Genomic DNA, 25,703 nt, shown 5'->3' with positions numbered 1-25,703 from the left:
CGTTAAATTTGGTATATCCTTCCTTTAGAGTTGGAGTAACAACTTCTCTATAGAAAGGGTGTACGAAATTGAATAATCAAACGGTTGGTGAAATGAACCCGGCGGTCAAGTTTTTTGAAGGGGAAAAATGGCTGGTACTTACCGGGTTACTTGGCTTTCTGCTTGCAGGGGTATGCGCGGTATGGGTAATGTTGTATGGAGGACCGGTAGCCCCGGACGGCGATTTGGCCAAAGCAGTCTCGTTTAATGCGGCACTAGGTATATTTTTATTGTCTACGGCGGCTATCATTCCGTTTTCTGCGATGGGGGCAAAAAGTAAAGCATCCTTTCGATGGTCGTACATCATACTTGCGCTTTATTCTTACTTTGCGGAAACCGCCCAAAATTTTCGCGGCGTAAATCCGAGGTTCGTGAAGGATGGCACAGCCTTTGATACTTCAGTCGCTACCATTTTTGGTTTGGTGGCTCTGCTTTTGGTACTGTTTTATTTAATCCTGGTGATTCAATATTTCCGCAAAAAAGCGTATAAGCTGCGCCCGGAACTGGTACTAGGTATACGCTATGCAATGATTGCGGTAATGATCTCGTTTATGGCCGGTATCTGGATTTCCTTCAATCAGGGCCGAATCATAGGGCTGCATGGAAATATTATTTGGCTCCATGGTCTCGGTTTCCATGCTTTGCAAGCAGTACCCTTTGTCGCTTGGTTGACTGAACGCAAATCGCTTCACACCCCGGTTCGCCTTAGGTTGATCCATATGACAGGTATCGCTTACTTGCTCGGTCTAATAGTAATCGGCTGGCAAACGTTTCTAGGATCCTCTATTTTTGAGTGGGCCTTACTTCCGCTTCTTGCCTCCTGCTTTTTCCTGATCGCGTTAGTACCAGTAGTGCTTATGCTGCGTCGTGCAAATTTCATGGATAGAAGTTTTTAAAATCTATGTAATTCCTCGGGTAACAATAGAATATCCAAAGGGCTGCCTTATAGCAGCCCTTTGCTTCGTAAAAAGCACAGGATGAATGGGCGGAGCGAAGCGAAGCGTCATTGTTTACCCTTCCACAATATCCGCCCTTAATTCGCCCGCAACCTCAATCATTAGGGGGATCACTGCTTCATTGGTGCCGGATACGTAAATATCTCCCTGATAATGCCTGAATGGGATCTTAGTATCGCCGTAGCTCCACATGAAAAAATCTCCCTCAATGGACATGCTGGTAGTACCTGTCACCGTAAATATGGATGAATAGGAAAAATCAGGTTTTGATGCGAAATACTGTTTGCACTCTTCTAAAGATATTGTTTGCGCTGAATTGCCATTTTCCTGAAATGCTCTTGTAATTCGATAGCGTTGACTCATTGAAATGCCTCCAATATTATCTCAACAATGGCTCTCGATCATGCCGACAGCCTTTATCTTGTTGTTGAACTAACGTTCTCCGCTAGCATAGCAAATTGTTATATATTTTGAAACCACTCGGTTGATGCCCATTATTATTAGTTAGCCTTGCTTTTTTTTCGAAATGATAGAAATGCCAACCGAATTGTGATGTAAATCAGCCAAATAAAAAAGCTGAACATAATAAACACATTCATTTTGTGCTCTAAATGGTATGATTTAATTCTAAAGAAATAAGACATCTGATCAATAAGAGTATCAGGCAGTAAGAAAAGAAGAAAATATAAACCAATGAATAATAGGAATCCCCTTGCCATTTTTAGACACCCCCAAAAACTGATTTAACCATTAAACGCTACAAAATACTAAATGTTTCTTGTATATAAATTGGTAATATTATCAACATTGCATGTTTTCAAACTCCTTTACCTTGCTACCGATCACGAAAGTCTTTTATGATGTCGTTAACATCAAGTCTTAATATCATTATTGCTGCCTCCTGAACTTTCCCCATATCATTCAATTGTAATATCTCCGTTGATTTAAATACTAGATACAGTTTGGGAATATTTTAATTATCTTGCCATTTAGCTGAGCGAGGGGCTGCTCTCGCGTTAGCTATTCTGGTATTTAACTAGCGCGTCCTTTTAGCACAATAGCGAATGCCTCAGCTGCATTATCTTCAATACCTATCAAGCGCGAAAAACCCTGATCCATAACCGCTTCGGATAACAAATCAGGGTTTGCTCTCTCGTATTCGACTAATATTGAACATAAAAGTAAAGCGTGTCCCAAAGGGACGAAAGCGTTCCAATGTAAACATCCCCACCATGCGTCTCTTTTTCTCTAACGTTAGTCCCGCGCGGGTGTCCAGAGGGCGCAGCGCCTCGGGGCCCTCCCTTGGAAGGGAGAGTTTGGGAGGGTTCGAAACGCCTTTGAAGGTTTTGGTAGTAAAGCCTTTAAAGGTTTGGTAGTAAAGCCTTCAAAGGCTTGGTAGCAAACTTTTTAAAGGTTGGTTGCAGAAGGCCTCGCTACCAAGCGTTTAATCACGCGAATGCTCACCAGCCGATCAATAAAATAAGCACCCGCCAGGAAAATAAGAAAAATATTCGGGTAGCCGTATCTTGAAAACGCGACGAAAGGAACATAAATAACGGTGAAATAAGCTAGCGTAAGCAGTAAGAGCAAATAGGGTATATTTCGCTGCCTAACGGCTTTGAATAACATGAGCAGCAATCCGGCGGAACCAATCAGCATCATAAGGGTATGAGGGACAAATACGAACGCGATAGATATATCGAACACCGTTCTCCAGTAATAGGGTCCGAGGTACAGCCCTTTTACTTTTTCGACGGTATACCATTTGAGATAATCCATCGGCTGATGTGTAAATCCGTAGCGCATAATTTTTTTCGCTGTTTCTGCCATGGCATCATCTGAGCCTACGAATAAGCTGGCTCTATCGCCGGCATATTCCGGGTGAGCGTCGAAGAAAGGCTTTGCAGGAGCCGCGTATTTTATTAATGCTCCCAGCAGCATCGGATTTCCTGCTGATTTGGTGAAGGGAATAAACTCGTCAAACGTTATGTAATTGCGGATCCACCAAGGGCTGAGCAGAAGCACCATCGTAACGGATATGACGACTGTATGCTTCACGATCGTTTTCCAGGACACTTTATTGATCATCCATAACATAAATAGAACGATTGGAAAAAGTCCGGTATGCGGTTTAAAATAGCAAGCCATAATGACGAGAACGGCTACGATGACATAGTGCTTGGTTTGATTGCTCTTTAAAGCAAGCAGGCTGAAGCAGATTAACAGCATAAATATCGTCCGGAATATCGTTTCGGATAAAATAACGCCGGAAGAGAAATAATCGGGTAAATATAGCGCTGTTGCGATGCTGGCAATAAGAGCGGCCCGGCTATTAAATAAATGATTCGCGATTACAAAAATAAGATAGATAGAGAAGGCTTGCAGAGCTGCCTGCAAAATTCGAAATGCGATTACGGCTGCTTCTCCTTGTCCGAAAACTAGCATCAGGCCTGACAAAACTAGAGGCATACCGGGCATAATAAAAGAGGAAGGAGACTCCCCGCTATTGTAAGCAAGTGTATGCTTATTCAATAAAATTTTTGCGCTGTTCACGTATTTCACGTCATCATTATTCAATTTTTCATAGGAGCCCAGTAAAAAATGATCGCCGTAAATGAGAACGGATGCTGCGCTGATAGCGAATACGAGAGGAATGATGACGAGAAGAGCGATTTTGACCGACCTAGATATTTGACTTAAATTAAACAAGAACGACACACCTTTCGATTATATTAATAAAAGCTTTAAAAAGAAGTTTCTTCCATTATAAATTAAAACGAACAAATGTAGAAAAATGTTCCAGCACATTCGAAGTGTACTGCAGTTTATTATTTTTGGTGTCTATAAACAAACGTACAATTGCTATCGACCGTTCTTTCATATAGTAAGATGAGGTGATAGCAATGCTCAAAAAAAAATATGCTAGCCGAAGTATAGTAGGGAAGCAGCGCGTCTGCAAATACTTATCAGCCAATAAAACGCTGAAGCGTCACGTTCCGCAAACCGTATCATTCAGTCTCGATCATCTGGAAATGATGATTAACAAATATGATATGCTCTACGTGAAGCCCGATGTGGGCTCGCATGGAATTGGAATCTTTAAACTGAAGCGGTCTGATTCAGGCTATGAGCTGTTTGAGGTTGTCAAAAAGAAACAAATAAGCAATCATTATCATTCTATTTCGGACGTGTATGACCGCTTGAAGAAACAAAAGTCGGCAAAGCTCATTATTCAAAAAGGGATATCCTTAGATACAGTGAAAGGTTGCCCGTACGATATTCGGGTGATGGTTCAACGGAAGCCTGGAGGTTCTTGGGTTTGTACGGGCTTTATCGTAAAGGTAGGGGCACGCAATAAAATTGTAACGAACTATTATCAAGGCGGCACCATTCATACGATGATACAGCTTGGCAAAATGCAGGGAGTATCGAATGCAGCAACCGCTGCCCGGGTACGGAAGATGACGGAATTGGCACTTCGAATATCGGGTGCATTAAGCAAGAAACGTTCAGGGATGCATGAAATGGGCATCGACTTTGCTTATGACAAGCAGAATCACCTTTGGTTGATTGAGGTGAACTCCAACCATCCGCAATTTCATCCGCTAAAACAGCTTGATCGCAAGGCTTACAACAAAATGATGCACTTCGCGGCCAGCTACGGCAGACGCGGTGCAAAATAGTTCGAAGAGATTATGTAATAAAACCTGACATACTTATTGACATATCCGTACGTTCCACACTATAATTCGGATAAACGTAAGGTTTCGTGACAATCAAATAGGGTTCTCGAGCACGAATGATGAGAACAACAAGCAGTCTAGGGTTCCGTTAACGATGGCTCGGCGCAAGCAAGAAAGCGTCCGGCAAATGGTTAAGTCTGGTCCAAGAGACGGCGTATAGATGATGCGGACGTACCGTCCGCCCATCTATATAACACGGAAGGATAAAAGCCTGGGAGATCACTCTCCCTGGCTTTTATTTTTTTTTTATAGTCCTATTTGGTGCTACTTAAAAGATGACAGGAGTGGGGAAAATGAAAAAATCATTTAAGGCGACACTGGTTCTGATGCTAATCGTATCGATGACTTTTTTGGCTGCTTGTTCCGGAAATACTAAGGAGACAAAGGAAGGAACGACGGATGATCCGATCACGATTGCGCTTAGTCCTTGGCCGGGTTGGTATATCTGGTATTTGGTAGAGGAGAAGGGGTTCTTCGAGAAGCATGGCGTTAACGTAAAGCTGGAGTTTTTCCCGGTATACAGTGACTCGCTCCAAGCGATCGCAGCCGGCAAGGTTGACGCGAACAGCCAGACGCTAAGTGATTCGCTGGCGCCGCTGTCGAAGGGTATTGGTCTGAAGGCTGTTCTCGTTAACGATAACTCCTTTGGCGGCGATGCCATTGTAAGCAAACCTGACATTGATTCTGTCAAAGATTTGAAGGGGAAAACGGTTGCAACTGAGCTCGGTACGGTGGATCACCTCCTTCTGCTTACCGCACTTGCTGAAAACGGGATGGACGAAAAAGACATTAATTTCGTCAATATGACGGTGAATGATGCCGGACCTGCTTTTATTTCCGGCAATACGGATGCATCGGTGCTTTGGGAGCCGTTCCAAACGACTGCCTTGAAGGAAGGCAAGGGCAAGGTGCTATTTTCTTCCAAGGATACGCCGGGACTCATTCCGGATCTGCTTGTGTTCCGTGATTCGGTCGTGAAGCAACGTCCGGAGGATGTGCAAAAAATCGTCGATGCCTGGTTTGACACGCTGGCATGGTATGAGGATAACAAGGAAGAAGCGATCAAGCTTTTAGCTGAGAAGGCAGAGACAACGCCGGAGGACTTTAAGCTTGGCTTAGACAGCATCAAGCTATTCAACGTAGCGGATAACATCAAGGCGTTCGAGGAGCGGGAGGAATACACTTCGCTTAGCTACACAGGCCTGAAAACGGCAGATTTTCTTTTGAAGCTCGATATGGTTGATAAGCTGGATAGCGTTGATGAGCTGCTGGATCCTCAATTTGTAAATAATAAAGCAGGGAAGTGATGAACGATGGGGACGCCAATGCGGCGTAAACCGTATAAGTTTCAAATATACAAAGATATCGGACCAAAGCCGTTTGCCGTAACGGCGGGATTCTCCTTCGTTTTGCTGCTTGGCCTATGGTCACTGCTAAGTTATACGGAGACGGTCAGTCCGATCTTCCTGCCGAAGCCGCATGCCGTGCTCGTTCAGCTCATTCTAAATCTCAGCAGTCCGGAGTATTGGGGACATATCGGCATTAGCGTATTCAGGGTGACGGCCGGTTTTTTACTAGCCTGTGTGATAGCAATACCAATCGGACTTTTTGCCGGTACGTTCAAATTCGGAGAAGCTTTCGTGGAGCCTCCGATGGAATTTATCAGGTATATGCCGGCGGTTGCTTTCATTCCGCTCATCATGGTATGGGCCGGAATCGGAGAGTGGGCAAAGGTGCTGCTCATCTTTATCGGCTGCTTCTTCCAGCTCGTTCTGATGGTGTCGGATATTACGCGGCGCGTACCGCATGATCTGCTGCATGCATCCTTTACGCTGGGGGCGAGCAGATGGAAGGCGATCGAAACGGTTATTATTCCGGCTATTCAGCCGCAGCTGATGAATACGCTCCGTCTTATTCTCGGGTGGGCGTGGACGTATCTCGTCGTAGCGGAGCTCGTGGCAGTAAGCAGCGGACTGGGCTACCAGATTATGAAGGCACAGCGTTTCCTTAATACCGATGAGATTTTTGTCGGCATTATCGTAATCGGTTTGCTGGGGCTTGTAAGCGACCGGGTGTTTGCTTTTCTGAACCGCCGGCTCTTCCCTTGGGCCTAGAGCTTGCGTCATAATTTCTGACATGAATGATTGACAATGACGGTTGGGCGCTATTATACTCCGATTAAACGTCAGGAAACATGACAACAACAACATATAGGTTCTCATGATTGCCATTGAGGACGACAAGCTGTCTAGGGTTCCGCTAATGACGGCTGATGCATTTATTTTGACCAAATAAATCGTCAGCCGGAAGCAGGTCTGGTCCGAGAGACGGCATATAGCAGGCTGTTTTTTCGCTGAAACAGCCGGCTATAGTACACGGAAGGACAAAAGCCTGGGAGATTACTCTCCCGGGCTTTCTTTATTTTTAAAACCAACATTTATTTGAGGGGGAACAACGATGAGCAGCATTTGGAGCACAACCGTTCGTCCAGGCGGCAAATGGTCAGGAAATATCAGCCGGGGGAGATTGCTGAGGTTCACCGCGCTGGGAGCGGGAGCGAATGTATCTTTGCTTTTCTATAACGCGAAGGATTTGACAGAACGTTACAATATGCCGGATACGCTAAAAGCGCAGCATACCTCGCATTTAACCAAGGGGAATGTGCTGATGAGCGATAACGGCCGGTCACTGGTCAGCATCGTAGACGATCAGCTCGGCTGGCATGATACGATATGCGGCTATACGAGCCGCGCGGCGACGGATGCGAAATACGGCAAGACCACCTACCAGGAGCTTCGCAATGAGTGGCTGCGCAGCGGACAAGAAAATTTTGCGGTGGAGCTGGTCAGAAACGGACTGGGCGTACGTGATCTTGCTCCTGTCATGAATCTGTTCTCCAAGGTGTATTGCGATGAGCAAGGCGTTATGCACTTTAGCCCGGAGCATTGCCAAGCTGGAGCAGCTGTAACGCTAAGAACGGATATGGACGTGCTGCTGGTGCTGTCGAACACGCCGAACCCGCTTGATCCAAGCGGCGATTATCCTTCCGTGCCCGTTCAAATCGAGGTGCTGGAAGCGGAGGCTGTTCAGGAGGATGATTTCTGCTTGAACTTCCGCCCGGAGAACCGGCGCGCTTATGAGAATACACAGCAATATTACTTGCTGCAAGGTCTATAAAGCTTATCAATCATTGATTAGGAGGAAAAACAGATGTCTGTTTTTAATCGAGTAGAAAGCCCGCGTAAGGAAGAGGATGCCATATACGATGAAATGATAGCAGCCGGTGATGGCTGGATGTACGATCTGCAGCCGGGACAGGTGCTGAGAATCGTCGATTTGGATGGCAATCAAGCGGCAGACACGTTATTTTACGATGCAGATCATCCGGAGGATCATTACAGCGCGGTTGCGACAATTGCCGGACAAGGCAACATTTATTTAACGGCAGGCACGGTGCTTCTCTCCGAATCCGGCAAGGAGCTGCTGAAGATCGTAGCGGATACCTGCGGCCGGCATGATACGGTCGGCGGCTCTTGCTCCGCTCAAAGCAACACGGTTCGATATTCGCATGACAAGCTTCATATGCATAACTGCCGCGATACGTTTATGCTGCAGCTGGCGAAGCGGAATGAGCATTATACGAAGCGGGATTTGGCACCGAACATTAACTTCTTCATGAATGTTCCGGTTACGGCTGACGGAGGGCTTCAGTTCGCAGATGGCGTATCGTCGCCTGGCGCGTACGTTGAGCTTCAATCCCTTTGCCGCACGACTGCGCTGCTCAGCAATTGCCCGCAGCTTAACAATCCATGCAACGCCTATAACCCAACGCCGGTGCGGGTGCTCATTTGGGACCGATAGTTTCCTTCAGCTTACAATAAAAATAGTAGAACGACTTTGCGAGGAGAGATTACGATGTTCACAAAAGTATTAATCGCAAACCGCGGCGCTATCGCTGTCCGCATCGAGCGCACGCTGCGCAAGCTTGGCATTGCATCGGTTGCCGTATACACGGGAGCCGATCAAGACAGCATGCATGTCGATCATGCGGATGAAGCCGTTCTAATTGGTGATGGTCCTGCCAAAGAAAGCTATTTGAATGCAGATCTTATTTTGCAAACGGCGCTTGAAACGGGGGCTCAGGCGATTCATCCCGGCTATGGCTTCCTCAGTGAAAATGCTGATTTTGCCCGTGCTTGCCGCGAGCACGGTATCGTATTCATCGGACCGACGCCCGAGCAAATGGAGATGTTCGGCCTAAAGCATTCGGCGCGGGAAATTGCCGAGCGGGCAGGGGTTCCGTTATTGCCGGGCACGGCATTAATTACGGAGCTTGCGGAAGCGCTGGTGCAGGCTGCTCAGATCGGTTATCCGGTCATTCTAAAAAGCACGGCGGGCGGCGGCGGCATCGGGATGCGGGTATGCGCGGACGAACAAGCGCTGCGCCTCGCTTATGACGGCGTTAAGCATTTGGCGGAAACGAACTTCAAAAACGGCGGATTGTTTTTGGAGAAATATATTGCGAGAGCGCGTCATGTCGAGGTGCAGATTTTCGGCAACAGCTTTGGCGAGGTTGTTACGCTGGGCGAGCGCGATTGCTCGATCCAGCGCCGCAACCAGAAGGTCATAGAAGAAAGTCCGGCCCCAAATCTGACGGATGAGGTCCGGAATGCCATGTTTGAATCCTCGAAGCGTCTTGCAGCGGAAGCGGGTTACCGCAGCGCGGGAACGGTCGAATATTTGTTCGATCCGGAAACGGGAGAGTTTTATTTTCTTGAGGTGAATACGCGGCTGCAGGTGGAGCATGGCGTAACGGAAGAGGTTCTGGGTCTTGACTTAGTGGAATGGATGGTTCGCGAAGCGGCGAATGAACTTATTGACTTGCAGTCGCAAGTGAAAGCGCCTGTCGGACACAGCATTCAGGCGCGGATTTATGCCGAGGACTGCTTGCAGAGCTTTCGTCCCAGCGCGGGGCAGCTGGACCAAGCTGTATTTTCGGCTAACGCCCGCAATGAGTCTTGGGTAAGAGACGGCCTTACGGTGACGACGCTTTACGATCCGATGCTCGCGAAAATTATCGTTCATGGCGCGAACCGCGAGGAAGCGATAAGCAAGCTGATTCGGGCGCTTGGCGAGACCAGAATGTACGGCATTACAACGAATTTGCAATATTTGCAAGCGCTGCTTGGCGATCAGGAGGTTGCAGACGGCAATGTCTACACGCAGCTGCTGAATGGTTTTAAGCCTGCCGAGCATGCGCTTGAAGTAATTGACGGCGGCGTGCAAACGACTGTTCAAGATTGGCCGGGACGAATAGGTCACTGGAATGTCGGCGTCCCGCCGTGCGGACCAATGGATCCTTACTCCTTCCGGATCGGCAATAAATTGCTCGGCAACGATGATCATGCCGCCGGTCTTGAGCTGACGCTGCGCGGCGGCGCTTATAAATTCCGCAGCGGCGTATGGTTCTGCGTAACCGGCGCGGATATGGGGGCGGAGCTGAACGGCGTGAAGGTTGAGCTGTATAAGCCGACGTTTGCGGATCGCGGTCAGGTGCTTAGCTTCGGGGAAGCGCAGCTAGGCTTGCGCACGTATTTGCTCGTTGCCGGCGGCTTCGATATGCCTCGCATTCTGGGAAGCGCGGCGACCTTTACGCTCGGCGGCTTTGGCGGGCATGGCGGTCGCGCGCTGCGTGCGGGCGACGTGCTTGGTGTAAACAAAGGGGCTGAGCCTCCTGTTTTGGCGGAGCTCGCTCCGAGTGAACGTCCGCAGATGACGCGTGAATGGACGATAGGCGTTATTCCCGGGCCGCATTGCACGGGAGAATTTTTGAAGCCGGAATATTTGAAGCAGCTTGCAGGGACGGCTTATGAGGTTCATTTTAACAGCTCGCGTACCGGGGTTCGGCTGATTGGGCCGGCGCCGCTATGGACGCGGGAGGACGGCGGAGAAGCCGGGCTTCATCCATCGAATATTCACGATAACGCGTATGCGGTCGGAACGCTTGATTTGACTGGCGATATGCCGATTCTGCTCGGACCGGATGGACCGAGCCTCGGCGGCTTCGTATGTCCGGTTACGACGGCATCGGCTCAATTTTGGAAAATCGGCCAGCTCCATGCCGGGGATAAGGTGCGCTTCCAGCTGTTGAAGCTGGAGGAAGCGGATGAGCTGCGCGACGTGCAGGAGCGCAGCTTGCAGTTGATCGGAGGAACGGCGCGCGGCGGATTGCCTTCCGCGGAGCTTCCGGCAGCGGCAGCTGCTTTGACGCCGGATTATCCGCTGCTTGTTGATGAGGCAGAGGGGCGCAGATTCAAGATCAAAATCCGCTGCAGCGGCGATGAGAATCTGCTTGTGGAATACGGCGAGCTTGAGCTTGATCTGCTGCTGCGCTTTCAAGCGCATGCGCTCATGCAGGCAATCGAGCAATCGGGACGGATCCCGGTGCTTGATTTGACGCCGGGCATACGTTCCTTGCAGGTGCACATCGACCGTTCACAAATTACGGTTAGCGAGGCTTGCAAGCTTATTTTGGAGCTGGACAGCTCGCTCCCGACGCTGGAAACGATTCAGGTGCCCTCGCGAATCGTCCGCCTGCCATTGTCTTGGGATGATCCCGCTACGCAGCTGGCCATTGACCGCTATCAGCAAACCGTAAGGCCGGACGCGCCGTGGTGCCCGAGCAATATCGAATTCATCCGCCGCATCAACGGGCTTGAGAGTATTGAAGCTGTACAAAAAATCGTATTCGAGGCCAACTATTTGGTGCTTGGCTTAGGTGACGTATATTTGGGGGCTCCTGTTGCAACCCCGGTTGATCCGCGTCACCGCCTTGTAACAACGAAATATAATCCCGCACGTACTTGGACGCCGGAAAATGCCGTCGGTATCGGCGGCGCATATATGTGCGTATACGGCATGGAGGGTCCGGGCGGCTACCAGTTCGTTGGACGTACCATTCAAATGTGGAATCGTCTGCGCAGCACGGAAAGCTTCAAGCCTGGTAAGCCATGGCTGCTGCGTTTTTTTGATCAAATTCAATTTTATCCGGTGGAGGCCGATGAGCTGCTGAAGCTGCGGGAGGATTTCCTGCGCGGCAGATATGAAGCGGATATTACCGAGACGACATTTGATCTTGGCGATTATTTGAGATTTTTAGATGCCATTGAAGAAAGCGCATCGGCGTTCAAGGAGAAGCAGCAAGCATCATTCCAAGCGGAGCGCGAGAGCTGGAAGGAGCTTGGTCTTGCCGAGTATGTAGCGGAGCATGAGCCGGCGCGGGTCGATCAGGAGGAAGCGCTTCAAGAAGGCGCTGCTGCCGTTCGGTGCACGATGCCGGGCAGCGTTTGGAAGGTGCTCGTAAGTCCGGGCGAGCAGGTGAAAAAGGGCGATACCCTGATTATAGTAGAAAGCATGAAAATGGAATTTTCTCAGCAGGCCTCGTGCGACGGCGAAGTATGCTCCATGCATGTGGAGCCGGGCGATCAGGTGCATACGGGTCAGCTGATTGTTGGTATTTTGCAGCATAAGGAAAAGGAGGCGGTCATATGACAAAGGTGACAATTCCTCGCCAATTATCGGTGGAATGGCTTCAAGGCAGCTATGCAAGCGGGTTGTTGACGCCTGAGGACGTACTGGCAGAAATCGTAGGGAGGGCTGAAGCCGATGCGGGCATGAACGTTTGGATCACGCCTCCGTCCATGGCTTCGCTGAAGCCTTATTTGGAAAGGCTTGCTGCGCTGGATCCGGCGAATGCTCCGCTTTGGGGCATCCCGTTCGCGGTCAAAGATAATATTGATGTGGCTGGTGTTCCGACGACGGCCGGCTGTGAAGCATTCGCATACACGCCAAAGGAGCATGCGACGGTCGTGGAGCGGCTCGTGCAGGCAGGAGCGATTCCGCTTGGCAAAACGAATCTTGACCAGTTCGCGACAGGGCTTGTCGGAACCCGCAGTCCTTATGGCGAAGTGCATAATGCGCTTCGTCCGGAGCTGATCAGCGGCGGCTCCAGCTCCGGCTCGGCCGTTGCTGTGGCACGCGGTCATGCCGTTTTCTCCTTAGGCACAGATACGGCCGGATCGGGCCGGGTACCGGCTGCGCTTAATGAGCTGGTAGGCTATAAGCCGAGCCTCGGCTCTTGGCCGGTAAAGGGCGTCGTGCCTGCATGTGCGAGCCTCGATTGCGTTACCGTATTTGCGCATAGCCTGGAGGAAACGCTTCTCGTGGACAGCATCGCTAGAGGCATTGACGAAACTGATCCATGGTCGCGGCATGTACCGAGGCAGCGAGCTAAGCAGCCGGCTAAGCTTTGCTTACCTAAGCAGGCGGTTGCTTTCTATGGACCATTTGTGGAGAAATATCAGGGCGCTTGGCTGGCCGCGTTAGAGAGGCTGGAGCAATTAAATCTCCCGATTGAGTATGTGGATTACGATTTATTTTCGGATGCGGCCGCCATTCTTTATGGCGGTCCATACGTTGCCGAGCGCTGGGCCGATTTGAGCGGTTTTATTGATTCAAATCCGGGTGCTGCATTTCCAGTTACGGAGCGGATTCTGCGCTCCGGCGCAGCGGCGGAGTATGATGCGGCTTCGGTGTTTACCGCCATGCATAAGCTGCAGGCATACAAGCTGGAGGCGAGAAAGCTGCTGCAGGATGCGGTGCTCGTGATGCCGACCTGCGGCGGAACGTGGACCCGCGAGCAGGTGAGGCAGGAACCGTACAGCACGAATAGTGATATGGGGCGTTATACGAACCACTGTAATTTGCTCGATTTGTGTGCGGTCGCCGTACCGTCAAGCGCAGCGGACGAGCGGCTGCCGTTCGGCATTACGCTGTTCGCGCTTGCGGAGAACGAGCATCTCCTTGTCGAAGCTGCACGTACATTCGTTAGTGACAGTGAGAGGGTTAGGGCTATTGAGACAGGCAGAGCCGAGTTATCTCAGACAGCCGTTGGCAATGCATTTTCGCAGGAGAGTAGACAGGTTTCGGTTGCTGGGGACCTTACTCAAGCGAGTACAGGTGAGGTATCTGCAATCGAGCCGCAGGCAGCTGCAATGGCTTTAGTTCCTGCTGAGAAGATGATCGTAGTTGCCGTTTGCGGCTTACATATGCGAGGTTATCCGCTTGAGAAGCAAATGAATGGTTTGCAGGCGCGGTTCGTTTGCGAAGCAAGCTCGGCACCGCACTACAAGCTGGTTAAGCTGCCAACGACGCCAGCGAAGCCGGGCATGATTAAGCAGCATTATGGCGGAGCTTCTATCGAGCTCGAGCTTTGGGAAATGTCTCCGGCATCCTTCGGGACATTTACTTCCTTGATTCCGGCTCCGCTTGGTATCGGCAAGGTTGAACTGTTAGACGGCTCGGAGGTATCCGGCTTCGTATGTGAAGCGTATGCGGCTGAGGATGCAGAGGATATTACGGCATACGGCGGCTGGCGCCATGTTCCGCAAGTTTAATTTGAAGGCGAAAGACTTCCAAATGTCCGTTAATCGGGTATAGGAAGTCTTTTTGTTTTAAGAGATTCAATTTAGCATCATTTATTTGGATTGGCTGTTGTTCAGAGGGAATTAAGGATTAGATTAACGATGTGTTATTAAGCAGAAATCACCTCACAGATACATTTACCATTGAAATTACTTTTATTCAAAATTATGAAGATGTTATTGATTGACAAATCATATATTCCACTCCTATGAAAATTAAAACCGCTCAAAACCGAAAAAAGACAATAGAAAATTAGACCCCCTCCATGATACATTAAGCAGATGGAATCCAGAGAGGCGGAAGAACAAGGATGAACAACAAATTTAAAACCTTTGGAATAGTTATGTACATAAGTATGCTAGCGCTGTTGACATCAGGCTGTACACAATTATTTGAATCTGAAACGTCTAAGCTTGAACAAATGAAAGGACCCGCTAAAATAACACAAACACCTGTTGACGTGTTCAAGGGAGAGGGAGCAAAGTTTCAACCTTTCCTTGGCGCCATGTCCGGAGCATTTAAATTACGCTATGAAGGAAATAAACCAAATGCAAAACTGGATATCGATATATGGAAAAATGGCAAGAAAGTAGCCTCAGCCGGCTCCATCGGCGACTTGTTCTTTAGTTCGGACGTAAGTGAGAGTCACGAAGTCGAAGTGATTATATCCATTGCTACAGTTTCCATCGAGGGACAGGACGAATTTAACACGATTAAAGTCGGTACAATACATGACTCCGGATCAACCCTTGCTACCTTTACCATTCCATGGGAAAAAAAGTTGACCACAAGAGGATTAATCTATAATAATGAACCGCGTACATTTATGGCTGATGAATCTGTTTATCTATGGGGGATGCAAGCAACGAGCACCAATGTAATTCATACTGCTGATCTCTCGCCGGAATCGTTAAGCAGACTCGAATCGGCACTCATCTTTACTTTGCGAATTGAAGAATAATCTCTGAGAACTGGAGGAGAAGCAGACCGTTCCGGGGGACTAGGTGATTGTGCAAAGGCTCTGCCCATTGAGGAAGGGCCTTTATCTATCATGTGAAATTTTTTAAAAATAGACCGACTATGTAGTCGGTCTAGTGATAAATCTTTAAACGAAAAATGAATTAGCAGCTCTATGGATGATGCTTCCGTCTGACATACGAATTGAATCGTCATTATACCCTACAATCGTAGATGCTGGTCTGATCTGCATTCCATTTTGCATTGCTTTAATTTTAGCCTTAACAGCAATCGCTACTTCAAAATCTTTGTTAGTAATAAGTCTTTGACCTGGTTCAAGTTTAATTTTAACTTGCATGTTATCTTACCTCCATAAATCTGTATGTTTATTATACTAAGGTCAAATAATACACCATTAACTTAAGATAAGGCAATGGAAGGGAATGCAATTGTTAAAAAAGTATTTTAAAGTGAGGAATAAAAATCAGTAGTGATTTCATTAGTTATTTCTCTTCAAATCTGTGATGAGGAAACTCGTGAGAAACGATTACGTCAAAGAAACTGGTCAGAAGAAATGCTTCAATCATAGTTTTACTGGAATAGGGGTTTTATGGATTAAGTGATTAGACAGTTTTAAGTTGGGGAGTTACAAGTGATAAACCTAGAAAAAAGTTAACGGGACACTTTAGCTCAATACACATCAGGACGAGGCTGCCGGCATGGAACGGCAGCCTCGCTGTGCTACTGGCAGTTTAAGAAACTCGCAGAGAACCGTAATGATACAACAAAAGGTCAATGTTTGTGTATTTTTCCTGATGATAAAACAGATGAAAATAAAGAAGAGGCATAAACCTGCCATCCGGGACTGTCGCCTAACCGCTCCTCACTGAATACATCTGAAGTATAAGATAATTCAAGAAAGGATGTTGGCCGTGCAAGAGCGCGACCGCCTATAAGGAGCCGAATTATTATTCTCTCATCCAAATCGACAGCCGTACCGGTCAGAATCAAAGGACGTTGGATGCTTCCGACTGTTTCGCCACTCCCATCGGCCGACCATCAGCGGAGATGAACAAACAGGCCGCCCTCATCGTGAGATACCCCCGCCCTGTTCAAATCGGGGAAACGTTTTACAATTATTTAATCCTTTGGGCCGACGTCAATCACATCCGTCAAATTGGCGGGCGGCTGTCGTTCATTTAGCCAACCTTCATTAATGGAGTTTAAGATCAATTGCGGAGAACCTTACCACAGGTAACGGCAAGTTTTTTAGCCTCATCATAATGATTCCCCTTGTGCAAAGTGACAATCTGAAAAACGGGCACATATCGTATTATGATACTGATAAGAGGAAGGGTGAACTAAAAACATGATTCATCCAGATACAGAACTTCGATTTGTAAGTGAAGAGGTAGGTGTCGGTGTATTTGCTACGAAATTCATCCCAAAGGGAACGATTGTTTGGATTTCAGATGATTTAGATATAATGCTTGATGAGGATTATGTAGATTCCCTCGATGAAATTCGGAGAGAAATGGTGATAAAATACACTTATCAAGAAAATAACGGTGATTATATTCTTCATTGGGATCACTCAAGGTACATGAATCACAGTTTCCAACCAAATTGTATTGATACAGCTTATGAATTTCAATTAGCTGCAAGAGACATTAACCTTGGTGAACAATTAACATGTGAATATGGAATACTGGGTGATGATGAAGATTTTGAATGTGTGCCTGAAGAAGGTACGTCTCGAACAAGTGTCAAAGCAGATGATTATTTAAACTATTATCAGGAATGGGACGAGATGGCTAGGGAGGCGTTTAAGTCTTTCAACCATGTTGAACAACCGCTAAAATATTTAATTAAAAATGAATTTATTGACAAAGTTAATGCAGTTGCTTGTGGACGTGAACCATTAGATTCGATTCTCACTCTTTTCACAAGTTAGTTGCACCGATACGGGAAACCGTAATCACCTTGATTTTCCTTGAGAAGAACGAAATGAAAACGGGTGAAATTTGCCTTTGACGCTCCTGGTTCCGTTTAACTCCTATGAAAATTAAAATCGCTCAAAACCAAAAAAAGACAATAGAAAATTAGACCCAGCAAAAATCGTTTTTAAAAAAGGCTGTAAGTGGCAGTTTACTGCGGCAGCTGCCCCTTAATGCTAAGCAAACTGGCAGAATTACACATGAAAAGGGTATAATAAACTGGCCGAAGTAAACACTAAAATGGCTTTCGTGTTGATATAGAAAGTAAATAACTAAAAATATCATAATGCCTATGATTTTTGTTTTATGTAAAGAAAAAACGAAGATACAAAGGAAAAAAGGAGATACGATGACTGAGGAAAAATCAATAACAGAAACAGGCTGGAACTTCGACAATAGTTATGCTCGTCTGCCGAAATCAGTTTTTACCAGGCAGGCTCCAACCCCTGTACGCTCACCGGAGTTGATCATTCTTAATGATCCGCTCGCAGCATCCCTGGGGTTGAACGTCCAAGCGCTGCAAAGCAATGATGGCGTAGCCGTGCTTGCCGGCAACCAGATTCCCGAAGGCGCTTTGCCGCTTGCTCAAGCTTACGCAGGGCATCAATTCGGGCATTTTAACATGTTAGGGGACGGCCGGGCTTTGCTGCTTAGCGAACAGATTACTTCCCTGGGTGAGCGGGTGGATATTCAGCTAAAGGGTTCAGGTAGGACGCCATACTCCCGCCGAGGCGATGGAAGAGCGGCACTTGGACCGATGCTGCGTGAATACATCATCAGCGAAGCAATGCATGCGCTTGGAATTGCTACCACCCGCAGCTTAGCGGTGGTGACAACCGGTGAGTCAGTATTCCGCGAAACCGAGCAACCCGGTGCAATTCTGACCCGTGTGGCTGCCAGTCATCTGCGCGTCGGCACCTTTCAATACGTTTCTAATTGGGGCACTGCCGAGGATCTCCGGGCTATGGCTGATTACACATTGCAAAGACATTTTCCAGAAGTTGACGCAGATGAGAACCGCTATCTTCACCTGCTTCAGGAAGTGATCAAGCGTCAGGCCGTGCTGATTGCCAAATGGCAGCTCGTTGGCTTTATTCACGGGGTAATGAACACCGATAACATGACCCTTAGCGGTGAAACCATTGATTATGGTCCTTGCGCTTTCATGGATGCCTATGACCAGGCAACGGTATTCAGTTCCATTGACATTCATGGCCGCTATGCCTATGGCAATCAGCCGAATATTGCAGGTTGGAATCTCGCGAGATTTGCTGAAACCTTATTGCCGCTGCTGCATGTTAATGAGGAGCAGGCTGTCAAACTGGCCGAGGATGCGATTTCAGATTTTGCCGAGTTGTATCACTATAATTGGCTCGCTGGAATGAGGGCAAAACTGGGAATCTTTAACGAAGAGGCGCAGGATGAATCCCTTATTGAAGGCCTCCTCAGTATGATGCAGAAGCATCGTGCGGACTACACCAATACCTTCCGCGCATTAACCTTTGATAGACCGGAGGATACGAGCCTATTTGGCACTGCGGAGTTTGCTCAGTGGCATGAGCTGTGGCAGGCGCGACTAGGCAGGCAGCAGGAACCAAAAGCCTCTTCGCAGCAGTTGATGCGCAGCAGCAATCCCGCGGTAATCCCGCGCAACCACCGGGTAGAAGACGCACTGGAAGCCGCGGTGAAACAAGGAGACTACTGTGTGATGGAGAGGCTGCTTGATGTTCTTTCGAGCCCCTATGCGCACTCCCCCGAACAGGCTGATTACTCCACACTGCCCGCGCAATCAGACCATCCTTACCAAACCTTTTGCGGTACCTGATATAAAAGCAGAAGACCAACTAATTAGTTATCAAAAAAACTTTATAATGTTTACAGAAAAGGGCATACAAATTGGCCTTTAAAACAAATGGATGAGCAGGCACTGCGGTGGCCTGCTCATTTTATTAGAAGTTTCTCGTGAAGATAAGGTGGAAGGGACTCGACTTTCAATCCATGGTTTCGTTTGAGTCTAGACAGAATATGAATGATATCTATTTTCGATATTCTGATTGGTGGATTAGGGTAGCAAACATACTTGATAAGTCTGGTCCGTTAACAACTGAAGATAAACAGCAAATTTTCGAATTGAGCCTCATTGTTTCAAAAGCAGATGGTTTTTATCCACATGATATAAACGACTGGGAAAAATAATTCAAATTAAGGCAGCAGCTCGATAAACCGCTTGGCTGCCGCAGATAACGGAACGCCGCTCAATGTAGTGATGCCAATACTGCGCGCAGGGATGGGCGGTTGAAGCGGAATTTCGATAATCTCGCCTGATGCCAGCTCATCTGCGGCGTATTCTCGAATAAGGAAGGCAAGTCCAAAGCCGCTTCGCGCGAATTGGACAAGCAAATCGATGCTGCCCAGCTCAAGCTCGGGAGCGAGCTTGATGCCATTCGCGTTGGCATACTCGTCAAGGGAACGGCGGGTGCTGCTTCCTTTTTCTAATAGCATCAAGGGATATTGGCTTATATTTTCAAGCTTCAAGACATTGCCGCCAAGCGCAGAATAAGCTCGGCCGCAGACAAGAATATCTTGCAGCGGCATGCTTACACGAAAGTCCAGCTGTTTGTCAGCTGCAGGCATATGTACAATGCCGAAATCGATTTTACCCTCCTTAAGGAGAGAGATTGTCTCAGGGGAGGTACGATTCGTTACACGGATGCGAATGTCAGGGTACTCTTTATGAAACCGTTCCAAATAAGGCATCAAATAATGCTTGCATAACGTGTCGCTGGCGCCAATGCTGATTTCCCCGCTTTGCAGACTGTGCATTTCTGCGAGCATTCGCTCGCCTGTCTCCATAAAGCGATAAGCCTGTTCGATGTAACGGAACAGCACCTCGCCCTCCGCTGTGAGCTTAACCCCTTTAGCCATGCGAAAAAAGAGCTGCCCGCCTAATTTGGCCTCTAATTGCTTAATGGTTTGCGTGACGGCAGGCTGTGTAATATACAGCTGCTCTGCGGCTCGCGAGAGACTGCCTGTCTTGGCTGTCCAGTAAAATACGCGATACCACTCCATATTAATAAGCATACCTATTACCTCGCCTTATATTTCATATTAACAATATCAATTATATTAATGTCATTACTGCCATTATAATGAATGATGTAGAGTGAAAACAAGGTCGGGAGGCGATTGGTTTGACAGTTACCGCAATAGTAGGTGCGAATTGGGGAGATGAAGGAAAGGGGAAAATGACGGACGCGTTAGCCGCAAATTCCTCGTATGTCGTGCGTTATCAAGGCGGCAGCAATGCCGGGCACACGATTATTAACAGCTATGGGAAATTTGCTCTTCATATGCTGCCGTCGGGCGTTTTTTATCCGCAGATTACGAACGTCATCGGCCCCGGTACGGCCTTGGACATCGATGTGCTGCTGCGGGAGCGGGATGAGCTGCTGGCCAGAGGAGTGCCGGAGCCGCGAATTCGCATATCCGAACGGGCTCAGGTTGTGCTGTCTACTCATCGTTTGTTCGATGAGCTGGAGGAGGAGCGGCTTGGAGTAAACGGCTTCGGATCAACGAAGCGGGGGATCGCTCCGTTTTATGCGGATAAATATGCGAAGCTAGGCATTCAGGTTGCTGATTTGTACGATGAAGAGCGTTTGCTGCAGCGTCTAGAACAATCACTGGCTGCCAAAAACGTACTGCTTGAACAGCTGTATAACCGCAAGCCGATAGACGCGCGCGAGCTTTTGCCCGAGCTGCTCGACCAGGCAGAGCGGCTGCATCCTTTCGTATGCGATACGAGCAAGCTTCTTCATGACGCTTACCGGCACGGAGAGCCGATTTTGCTGGAGGGACAGCTTGGAGCGCTTCGTGATCCGGATCACGGCATCTATCCTTATTCGACTTCATCTTCAACGCTGGCAGGTTTTGCGCCTGTTGGCGCGGGACTGCCGCCCTATGCGATTACGAGAATCATTGCGGTAGTAAAGGCGTATTCCAGCTGTGTGGGAGCGGGGCCATTCGTTAGCGAGCTGACGGGTGCGGAAGCCGACAAGCTGCGCCGGTTGGGCGGCGATGCTGGAGAATTTGGCGCAACGACCGGACGGCCGCGCCGTATGGGCTGGTTTGATGCAGTAGCTACCCGCTACGGCTGCATGCTTCAAGGCGCCACGGAGGTTGCGCTCACCAATCTAGATGTACTCGGTTATTTAGAGGAAATACCGGTATGCGTAGGCTATGAGCTGGACGGACGAATAGTAAAGGACTCTTTCCCGGTTACGGCAAAGCTGGATTCGGCAAAGCCGATATTGGAGCTTCTGCCGGGCTGGCGCTGCGATATTTCGCAGGTGCGCGTATTTGAACAATTGCCGGAAGCGGCGCAGCAATATGTTCGGTTTGTGGAAGAGGCAATTGGCGTGAAGGTTGCAAGCGTATCGGTAGGACCAAACCGCGAGCAGCTCATTACGCGATAAACGCGGGCAGGCAAAAGAAAAAAAACGGTATCCTGGCAGATAGGATACTGCATTTTTCCTTGCGCACCCTATTGTTTTAATCGAATAGAAGTTTTTCTTTAAAGTGAAAACAAATGATAAACTTGGGCTTGCAAAAACTAATACCATTAGTTTATTATAAAACTAATAGTATTAGTTTTATTTTGAGGGGGCCGGTTGGGATGAGATTGATTCGTGAAAAAACGGTTGTGCAGCTGACATATTTGCCGAATGTGTTTCCTGTAAATTGTTATTTGGTTGAGGAGGAAGACAGCTTGACGCTGGTGGATGCTGCGCTTCCGAATAATGTTAAAGCAATCTTGCAAGCGGCCGATCAATTAGGTAAACCAATTAACCGTATTGTGCTGACGCATGCTCACGACGACCATATCGGCGCCCTCGACGGATTAAAAGAGCTGCTTCCTGCCGCGCAGGTGTTCATATCCAAAAGAGACGCAAGACTGCTGGAGGGTGACCTTTCTCTGGAGCCTAATGAACCTGGCGGTCCGATTCGCGGCGGCGTGCCGAAGAAGGTTCGTACGAAGCCTGACGTTCTGCTGAAGGATGGCGATCGCATCGGTTCCTTGCTCGCGGTTGCAGCGCCAGGTCATACGCCCGGTTCGATGGCATTCCTTGACACGCGTAACGATATTTTAATCGTTGGAGATGCTTTCCAAACCCGCGCAGGCGTTGCGGTCTCCGGGCAGCTGAAGCTGCTGTTTCCTTTTCCCGCCATGGCTACCTGGGATAAACGAACGAGTCTCGAATCGGCGCGCCGACTGAGAGATTTGAAGCCTTCACTGCTCGCTGCCGGTCATGGCAATATGGTGCTTCAGCCGAAGCGGCAGATTGACAAAGCGATTAATGAGGCGGAGCGGTCTTTGGCAAAATAGAAGTAAAAGGGGGATTTCTCCATGACACCAAGACGGGGGCTTGATTTGCTTACGATCGTGGAAGCGGCAGCTGCAATCGCAGATGAGCACGGTATACAAGAAGTAACGCTGGCATCGCTGGCGCAGAAGCTTGGCGTTCGTTCTCCATCATTATATAACCATGTGAACGGATTAAATGGATTGCGCAATCAGCTTGCCATTTACGGGCTGAAGAAGCTGACTGCTGCAATTAATAAGGCTTTAATGGATAAAAGGGGCGATGAGGCGATACATGCCATTGCCTCCGCATACATCGCTTTTGCAAGGATGCATCCGGGTTTATATGAGCTAACCTTGCGTTCTCCGGATGCGGGTGAAGCAGAATACGCAGCAGCCGGGCAGCTGCTGGTCGATCTGCTGGTAAATACGCTGAGCCATTATAAGCTGGATCGCGATAAGGCCATTCATAATGTGCGGGGATTACGCAGCTTCTTGCACGGATTCGCTTCTATCGAGCAGAAGGGCGGATTTGGGATGCCCCAGGCTATCGATGAAAGCTTGAAAATCGTAATTCAAACCTATTTGAACGGACTTCGCCAGCACTAACAGGAAAGGGCAGCTCTTTAAGGTTTATGACCTTGAAGAACTGCCCCTTTATGCCTATTAGTAAGCTTGTTGGATCAATGCGGCAGCGCCGATCAGTCCTGCATCCTGCTGCAGCAGTGCTGGAACGATAGCGGCTTGTCTGCCCGACGGGTTAAGCGCATTTTTGGAAACGTAGTCTCTCACGGCTGCAAAAAGCGGCTCGCCTACCTGCGAAACGCCGCCGCCGATTACGATTTTGTTCGGATCCAATATATTGATGAGCGATACGCAGCCCATGCCGATCGAGGTAAATACGCGGTTAACGAGCTCAGACATTTGCGGATCGCCTTGCGCGGCAAGCTCAAAGGCTTCCTTGGATGTAACTTCACGGCCAAGCAGCTCCGTCGCTTGACGGGCAACTGCGGTGCCGGAGGCAACTGCCTCCCATGGCGTGCCGGCTTGATCCACGAGCATAAAGCCTGCGTCACCGGCATTGCCTGTTGACCCGGTAAGCAGCTTCCCGTGCATAAAGATTCCGGCGCCAATGCCCGTGCTTATCGTAATGAAGATGAAGTGATCGGAATCCTTCGCTGCCCCGATCCATTTCTCGGCGAGCGCAGCTGCCGTAGCGTCATTCTCCATTTTAATAGGCAGGGGCAGATGCGCTTTAAGCGCTTCTACGACAGGGAAGCCCCACCAGCTTTTTAAATTAGGAGGGCAGGTCAGCTCTCCTTTTTGCGTATTGAGCGGGCCGGGCGCCCCTACGCCGACTCCCTTCAATGTTTCAAGCGATAGACCGATCTGCTCGGCCAGCTGCTTTACCGCATCGGCGACTCGCGCAAGCATCTCGTCTGGCGCGACCGTGAGGTCGGTTTTTAACGAGCCTTTGGCCATAACGTCTCCTTGCTCATTTACGAAGCCAAATGCTATTTTTGTTCCGCCAATATCAATTCCTATTGCTATACTCACGCAGCACCCTCCAATTAAATGAAAAAATAACTGACACTGTTCGTGAAAAAGTCTATCACACTCGCGGAATATTAGGAAGAACAGAGCAGAAAAGCCCGCAGCGGCAGCGGCAGCTTTTGCCTTTAACTAATACTGTACAAATAGAGAGGAGTGTAGTAATATCCTATCAAATGAAGTGCTAGAGAGGATCCTTTGCGGCGCAAGGGATCCTCTGGTCGTTTACATCCGGTAAAGAGAAGAAGGGTAGCAATCCAATGGAATCCGAGGCCAAAGCAAGTACGCGCATGTTGAAATTTGGGATGCCGATGACCGCAAACGTATGGCGGAACGCCCGAATCGATGTTGGGGCATCCTGTCTGTTCAGCTTATTTAATGTTGTTTTGAACCAGTTCTATGTCGCGTTCGCGATTCAGCAGGGCGCAAGCAATTTTCAAGTCGGATTATTGTCGGCTGCGCCCGCGGTTGGCTTACTGTTTTCACCCTTCTGGGCGACCTGGATCGAAAAGGCAAATAATCCGAGGCCGTTCGTCATCATTCCCAATGCTATTGGAAGATTGCTCTTGCTGCTGCCTGCCTTCTTCGCGAATCCATCGGTTTATGTTGCCGCTGCGCTCGCGTTTCAACTATTGATGGGCATTCAAGCACCTGCCTATGCGGCGCTAATATCGCGGATGTATCCAGCTGATTTGAGAGGCAGGCTCATGGGCTACGTGCGGATGGCGATGGGGATCATCATGATTCCGCTCGCTTACTTTGTAGGTAGCTGGTCGGATGCCTTTGGTCCGTCTGGGCCTTTAATTGCAGCTTCTCTTGCAGGTATGCTGTCTATTGGATTATTTAATACGTTGAAGCTGCCAAAGCAGACGGTAGAGTTGAAGCCCGCTGTACTACTGAAAAAGGGAAGCCGGTTTCCGCTGCAGGAGCAGTGGAGGCTCATTAAAGAAAATCGGACGCTTGCTGTTTTTCTGGCGGCTACTACGTTTGCAGGATTCGGCAATATGCTGGCTAATCCGCTCTATCAGATCATTCAGGTTGATGTGCTGGAGCTGTCAAACGTACAGATTGGATATGCCCGCGTCGCTTATTTTACAGCCTTGCTTATTACCTTCTGGATAGCGGGCTGGATGATCGATCGGATCCATATTAAATATACGCTGTTATGCGGCATTGCTGCTTATGCTGTAGTGCCGATGCTGTATGGGATTTGGGGAAGCTATGTTGCGGTCATAACCGGAAATGCGATTCAAGGGATCGGGGAAGCGATTTGGGATATCGGTATTTTAGCATTTGTGTTCCGGTTGGCGCCAGGCCGCGAAGCGATGGTGTTCGGATTGCATTTGATGCTATTCGGATTCCGCGGTACGCTCGGTCCGCTTCTCAGCGCATCGCTATCTACCAGCGTATCCTTATCGGTACTGCTTATTATCGCTTCGATTTGCGGCTGGATCGGAACGTTTCTATTTTTATCGGGCAATTGGAAACGACGAAGGCTCATCCGGCAAAGTTAATTTCCAACTTAGTGAACGATATGAACAAATGGAAAGTGATGCTAAGCAGTTAATTCTAGGCAACCAAAGAAGAAGGCACTTGCTCTAATGAGAGTAGGTGTCTT

The 25,703-nt window shown here is 48.6% G+C and carries 20 protein-coding genes and 2 riboswitches; of the genes, 15 read left to right on the top strand and 5 right to left on the bottom strand.

Going from position 1 to position 25,703, the window contains the following annotated elements:
• Positions 1 to 92: 92 nt before the first annotated feature.
• On the top strand, positions 93 to 935 hold the full coding sequence (locus ASG81_RS26050; protein WP_056641715.1) for a hypothetical protein: 843 nt from the start codon (positions 93 to 95) through the stop codon (positions 933 to 935).
• A 114-nt stretch (positions 936 to 1,049) separates the two neighbouring features.
• Here ASG81_RS26050 and ASG81_RS26045 read toward each other — a convergent pair whose 3' ends face one another.
• Both ASG81_RS26045 and ASG81_RS26035 read right to left on the bottom strand, forming a co-directional pair.
• A complete protein-coding gene (locus ASG81_RS26045; RefSeq protein WP_056641461.1) occupies positions 1,050 to 1,358 on the bottom strand; it encodes a hypothetical protein in 309 nt (102 codons plus the stop codon).
• Positions 1,359 to 2,402: 1,044 nt separating this feature from the next.
• The gene (locus tag ASG81_RS26035; RefSeq protein ID WP_056641456.1) at positions 2,403 to 3,704 is read right to left on the bottom strand and encodes a glycosyltransferase family 39 protein; all 1,302 of its coding nucleotides are present in this window, start codon (positions 3,702 to 3,704) and stop codon (positions 2,403 to 2,405) included.
• Positions 3,705 to 3,898: 194 nt separating this feature from the next.
• Here ASG81_RS26035 and ASG81_RS26030 point away from each other — a divergent pair, with 194 nt between their 5' ends.
• The 8 genes from ASG81_RS26030 (at position 3,899) to ASG81_RS25995 (ending at position 15,182) form a co-directional block, all read left to right on the top strand.
• Positions 3,899 to 4,678 (top strand): YheC/YheD family protein, encoded by a 780-nt coding sequence (locus ASG81_RS26030; RefSeq protein WP_056641454.1) that lies wholly within the window; start codon positions 3,899 to 3,901, stop codon positions 4,676 to 4,678.
• A 126-nt stretch (positions 4,679 to 4,804) separates the two neighbouring features.
• Positions 4,805 to 4,958: riboswitch (guanidine-I (ykkC/yxkD leader) on the top strand.
• A 73-nt stretch (positions 4,959 to 5,031) separates the two neighbouring features.
• Positions 5,032 to 6,045: an ABC transporter substrate-binding protein gene (locus ASG81_RS26025; RefSeq protein WP_056641452.1), complete on the top strand. Its 1,014-nt coding sequence runs from the start codon at positions 5,032 to 5,034 to the stop codon at positions 6,043 to 6,045.
• A 6-nt stretch (positions 6,046 to 6,051) separates the two neighbouring features.
• Entirely contained in the window at positions 6,052 to 6,852 is an 801-nt protein-coding gene (locus ASG81_RS26020; RefSeq protein ID WP_056641450.1) for an ABC transporter permease, read from the top strand.
• A 123-nt stretch (positions 6,853 to 6,975) separates the two neighbouring features.
• Positions 6,976 to 7,138: riboswitch (guanidine-I (ykkC/yxkD leader) on the top strand.
• A gap of 57 nt (positions 7,139 to 7,195) precedes the next feature.
• The gene (locus tag ASG81_RS26015; protein ID WP_056641447.1) at positions 7,196 to 7,915 is read left to right on the top strand and encodes an urea amidolyase associated protein UAAP1; all 720 of its coding nucleotides are present in this window, start codon (positions 7,196 to 7,198) and stop codon (positions 7,913 to 7,915) included.
• 33 nt (positions 7,916 to 7,948) lie between these two features.
• A complete protein-coding gene (locus ASG81_RS26010; RefSeq protein ID WP_056641444.1) occupies positions 7,949 to 8,599 on the top strand; it encodes an urea amidolyase associated protein UAAP2 in 651 nt (216 codons plus the stop codon).
• 54 nt (positions 8,600 to 8,653) lie between these two features.
• Positions 8,654 to 12,289 carry an urea carboxylase gene (uca, locus tag ASG81_RS26005; protein ID WP_056641441.1) on the top strand — a complete coding sequence of 1,212 codons (3,636 nt, stop codon included), beginning with the start codon at positions 8,654 to 8,656 and terminating at the stop codon, positions 12,287 to 12,289.
• Positions 12,286 to 14,193, top strand: coding sequence for an allophanate hydrolase (gene atzF, locus ASG81_RS26000; RefSeq protein WP_056641438.1), 1,908 nt, complete (start codon positions 12,286 to 12,288; stop codon positions 14,191 to 14,193). The genes uca and atzF overlap by 4 nt, the downstream gene beginning before the upstream one ends.
• Before the next feature lie 338 nt (positions 14,194 to 14,531).
• Positions 14,532 to 15,182 carry a hypothetical protein gene (locus ASG81_RS25995; protein ID WP_056641436.1) on the top strand — a complete coding sequence of 217 codons (651 nt, stop codon included), beginning with the start codon at positions 14,532 to 14,534 and terminating at the stop codon, positions 15,180 to 15,182.
• A gap of 144 nt (positions 15,183 to 15,326) precedes the next feature.
• On the opposite strand, the gene ASG81_RS25990 is transcribed toward ASG81_RS25995, so the two are convergent.
• Complete coding sequence (locus tag ASG81_RS25990; RefSeq protein WP_056641434.1) at positions 15,327 to 15,536, bottom strand: hypothetical protein; 210 nt, start codon at positions 15,534 to 15,536, stop codon at positions 15,327 to 15,329.
• 1,011 nt (positions 15,537 to 16,547) lie between these two features.
• Here ASG81_RS25990 and ASG81_RS25985 point away from each other — a divergent pair.
• Positions 16,548 to 17,132 (top strand): SET domain-containing protein, encoded by a 585-nt coding sequence (locus ASG81_RS25985; protein ID WP_056641432.1) that lies wholly within the window; start codon positions 16,548 to 16,550, stop codon positions 17,130 to 17,132.
• A gap of 392 nt (positions 17,133 to 17,524) precedes the next feature.
• The gene (locus tag ASG81_RS25980; RefSeq protein WP_056641429.1) at positions 17,525 to 19,000 is read left to right on the top strand and encodes a protein adenylyltransferase SelO; all 1,476 of its coding nucleotides are present in this window, start codon (positions 17,525 to 17,527) and stop codon (positions 18,998 to 19,000) included.
• A 377-nt stretch (positions 19,001 to 19,377) separates the two neighbouring features.
• On the opposite strand, the gene ASG81_RS25970 is transcribed toward ASG81_RS25980, so the two are convergent.
• Positions 19,378 to 20,256, bottom strand: coding sequence for a LysR family transcriptional regulator (locus tag ASG81_RS25970; protein ID WP_056641422.1), 879 nt, complete (start codon positions 20,254 to 20,256; stop codon positions 19,378 to 19,380).
• Between the two features lie 110 nt (positions 20,257 to 20,366).
• Here ASG81_RS25970 and ASG81_RS25965 point away from each other — a divergent pair, with 110 nt between their 5' ends.
• The 3 genes from ASG81_RS25965 (at position 20,367) to ASG81_RS25955 (ending at position 23,143) form a co-directional block, all read left to right on the top strand.
• The gene (locus ASG81_RS25965; protein ID WP_056641419.1) at positions 20,367 to 21,647 is read left to right on the top strand and encodes an adenylosuccinate synthase; all 1,281 of its coding nucleotides are present in this window, start codon (positions 20,367 to 20,369) and stop codon (positions 21,645 to 21,647) included.
• Positions 21,648 to 21,847: 200 nt separating this feature from the next.
• Entirely contained in the window at positions 21,848 to 22,558 is a 711-nt protein-coding gene (locus ASG81_RS25960) for an MBL fold metallo-hydrolase (protein ID WP_056641416.1), read from the top strand.
• 21 nt (positions 22,559 to 22,579) lie between these two features.
• Entirely contained in the window at positions 22,580 to 23,143 is a 564-nt protein-coding gene (locus tag ASG81_RS25955; protein WP_056641413.1) for a TetR/AcrR family transcriptional regulator, read from the top strand.
• Positions 23,144 to 23,200: 57 nt separating this feature from the next.
• Here the strand turns inward: ASG81_RS25955 and ASG81_RS25950 are convergent, their stop codons facing one another.
• A complete protein-coding gene (locus tag ASG81_RS25950) occupies positions 23,201 to 24,091 on the bottom strand; it encodes an ROK family protein (RefSeq protein WP_056641410.1) in 891 nt (296 codons plus the stop codon).
• A 284-nt stretch (positions 24,092 to 24,375) separates the two neighbouring features.
• On the opposite strand from ASG81_RS25950, the gene ASG81_RS25945 reads away from it, so the two are divergent.
• On the top strand, positions 24,376 to 25,599 hold the full coding sequence (locus ASG81_RS25945) for an MFS transporter (protein WP_155971950.1): 1,224 nt from the start codon (positions 24,376 to 24,378) through the stop codon (positions 25,597 to 25,599).
• The last annotated feature ends 104 nt before the right edge of the window (positions 25,600 to 25,703 follow it).

The organism is Paenibacillus sp. Soil522 (assembly GCF_001428245.1).
GTDB lineage: Bacteria > Bacillota > Bacilli > Paenibacillales > Paenibacillaceae > Pristimantibacillus.
This window is presented reverse-complemented; position numbering and strand designations above follow the sequence as displayed.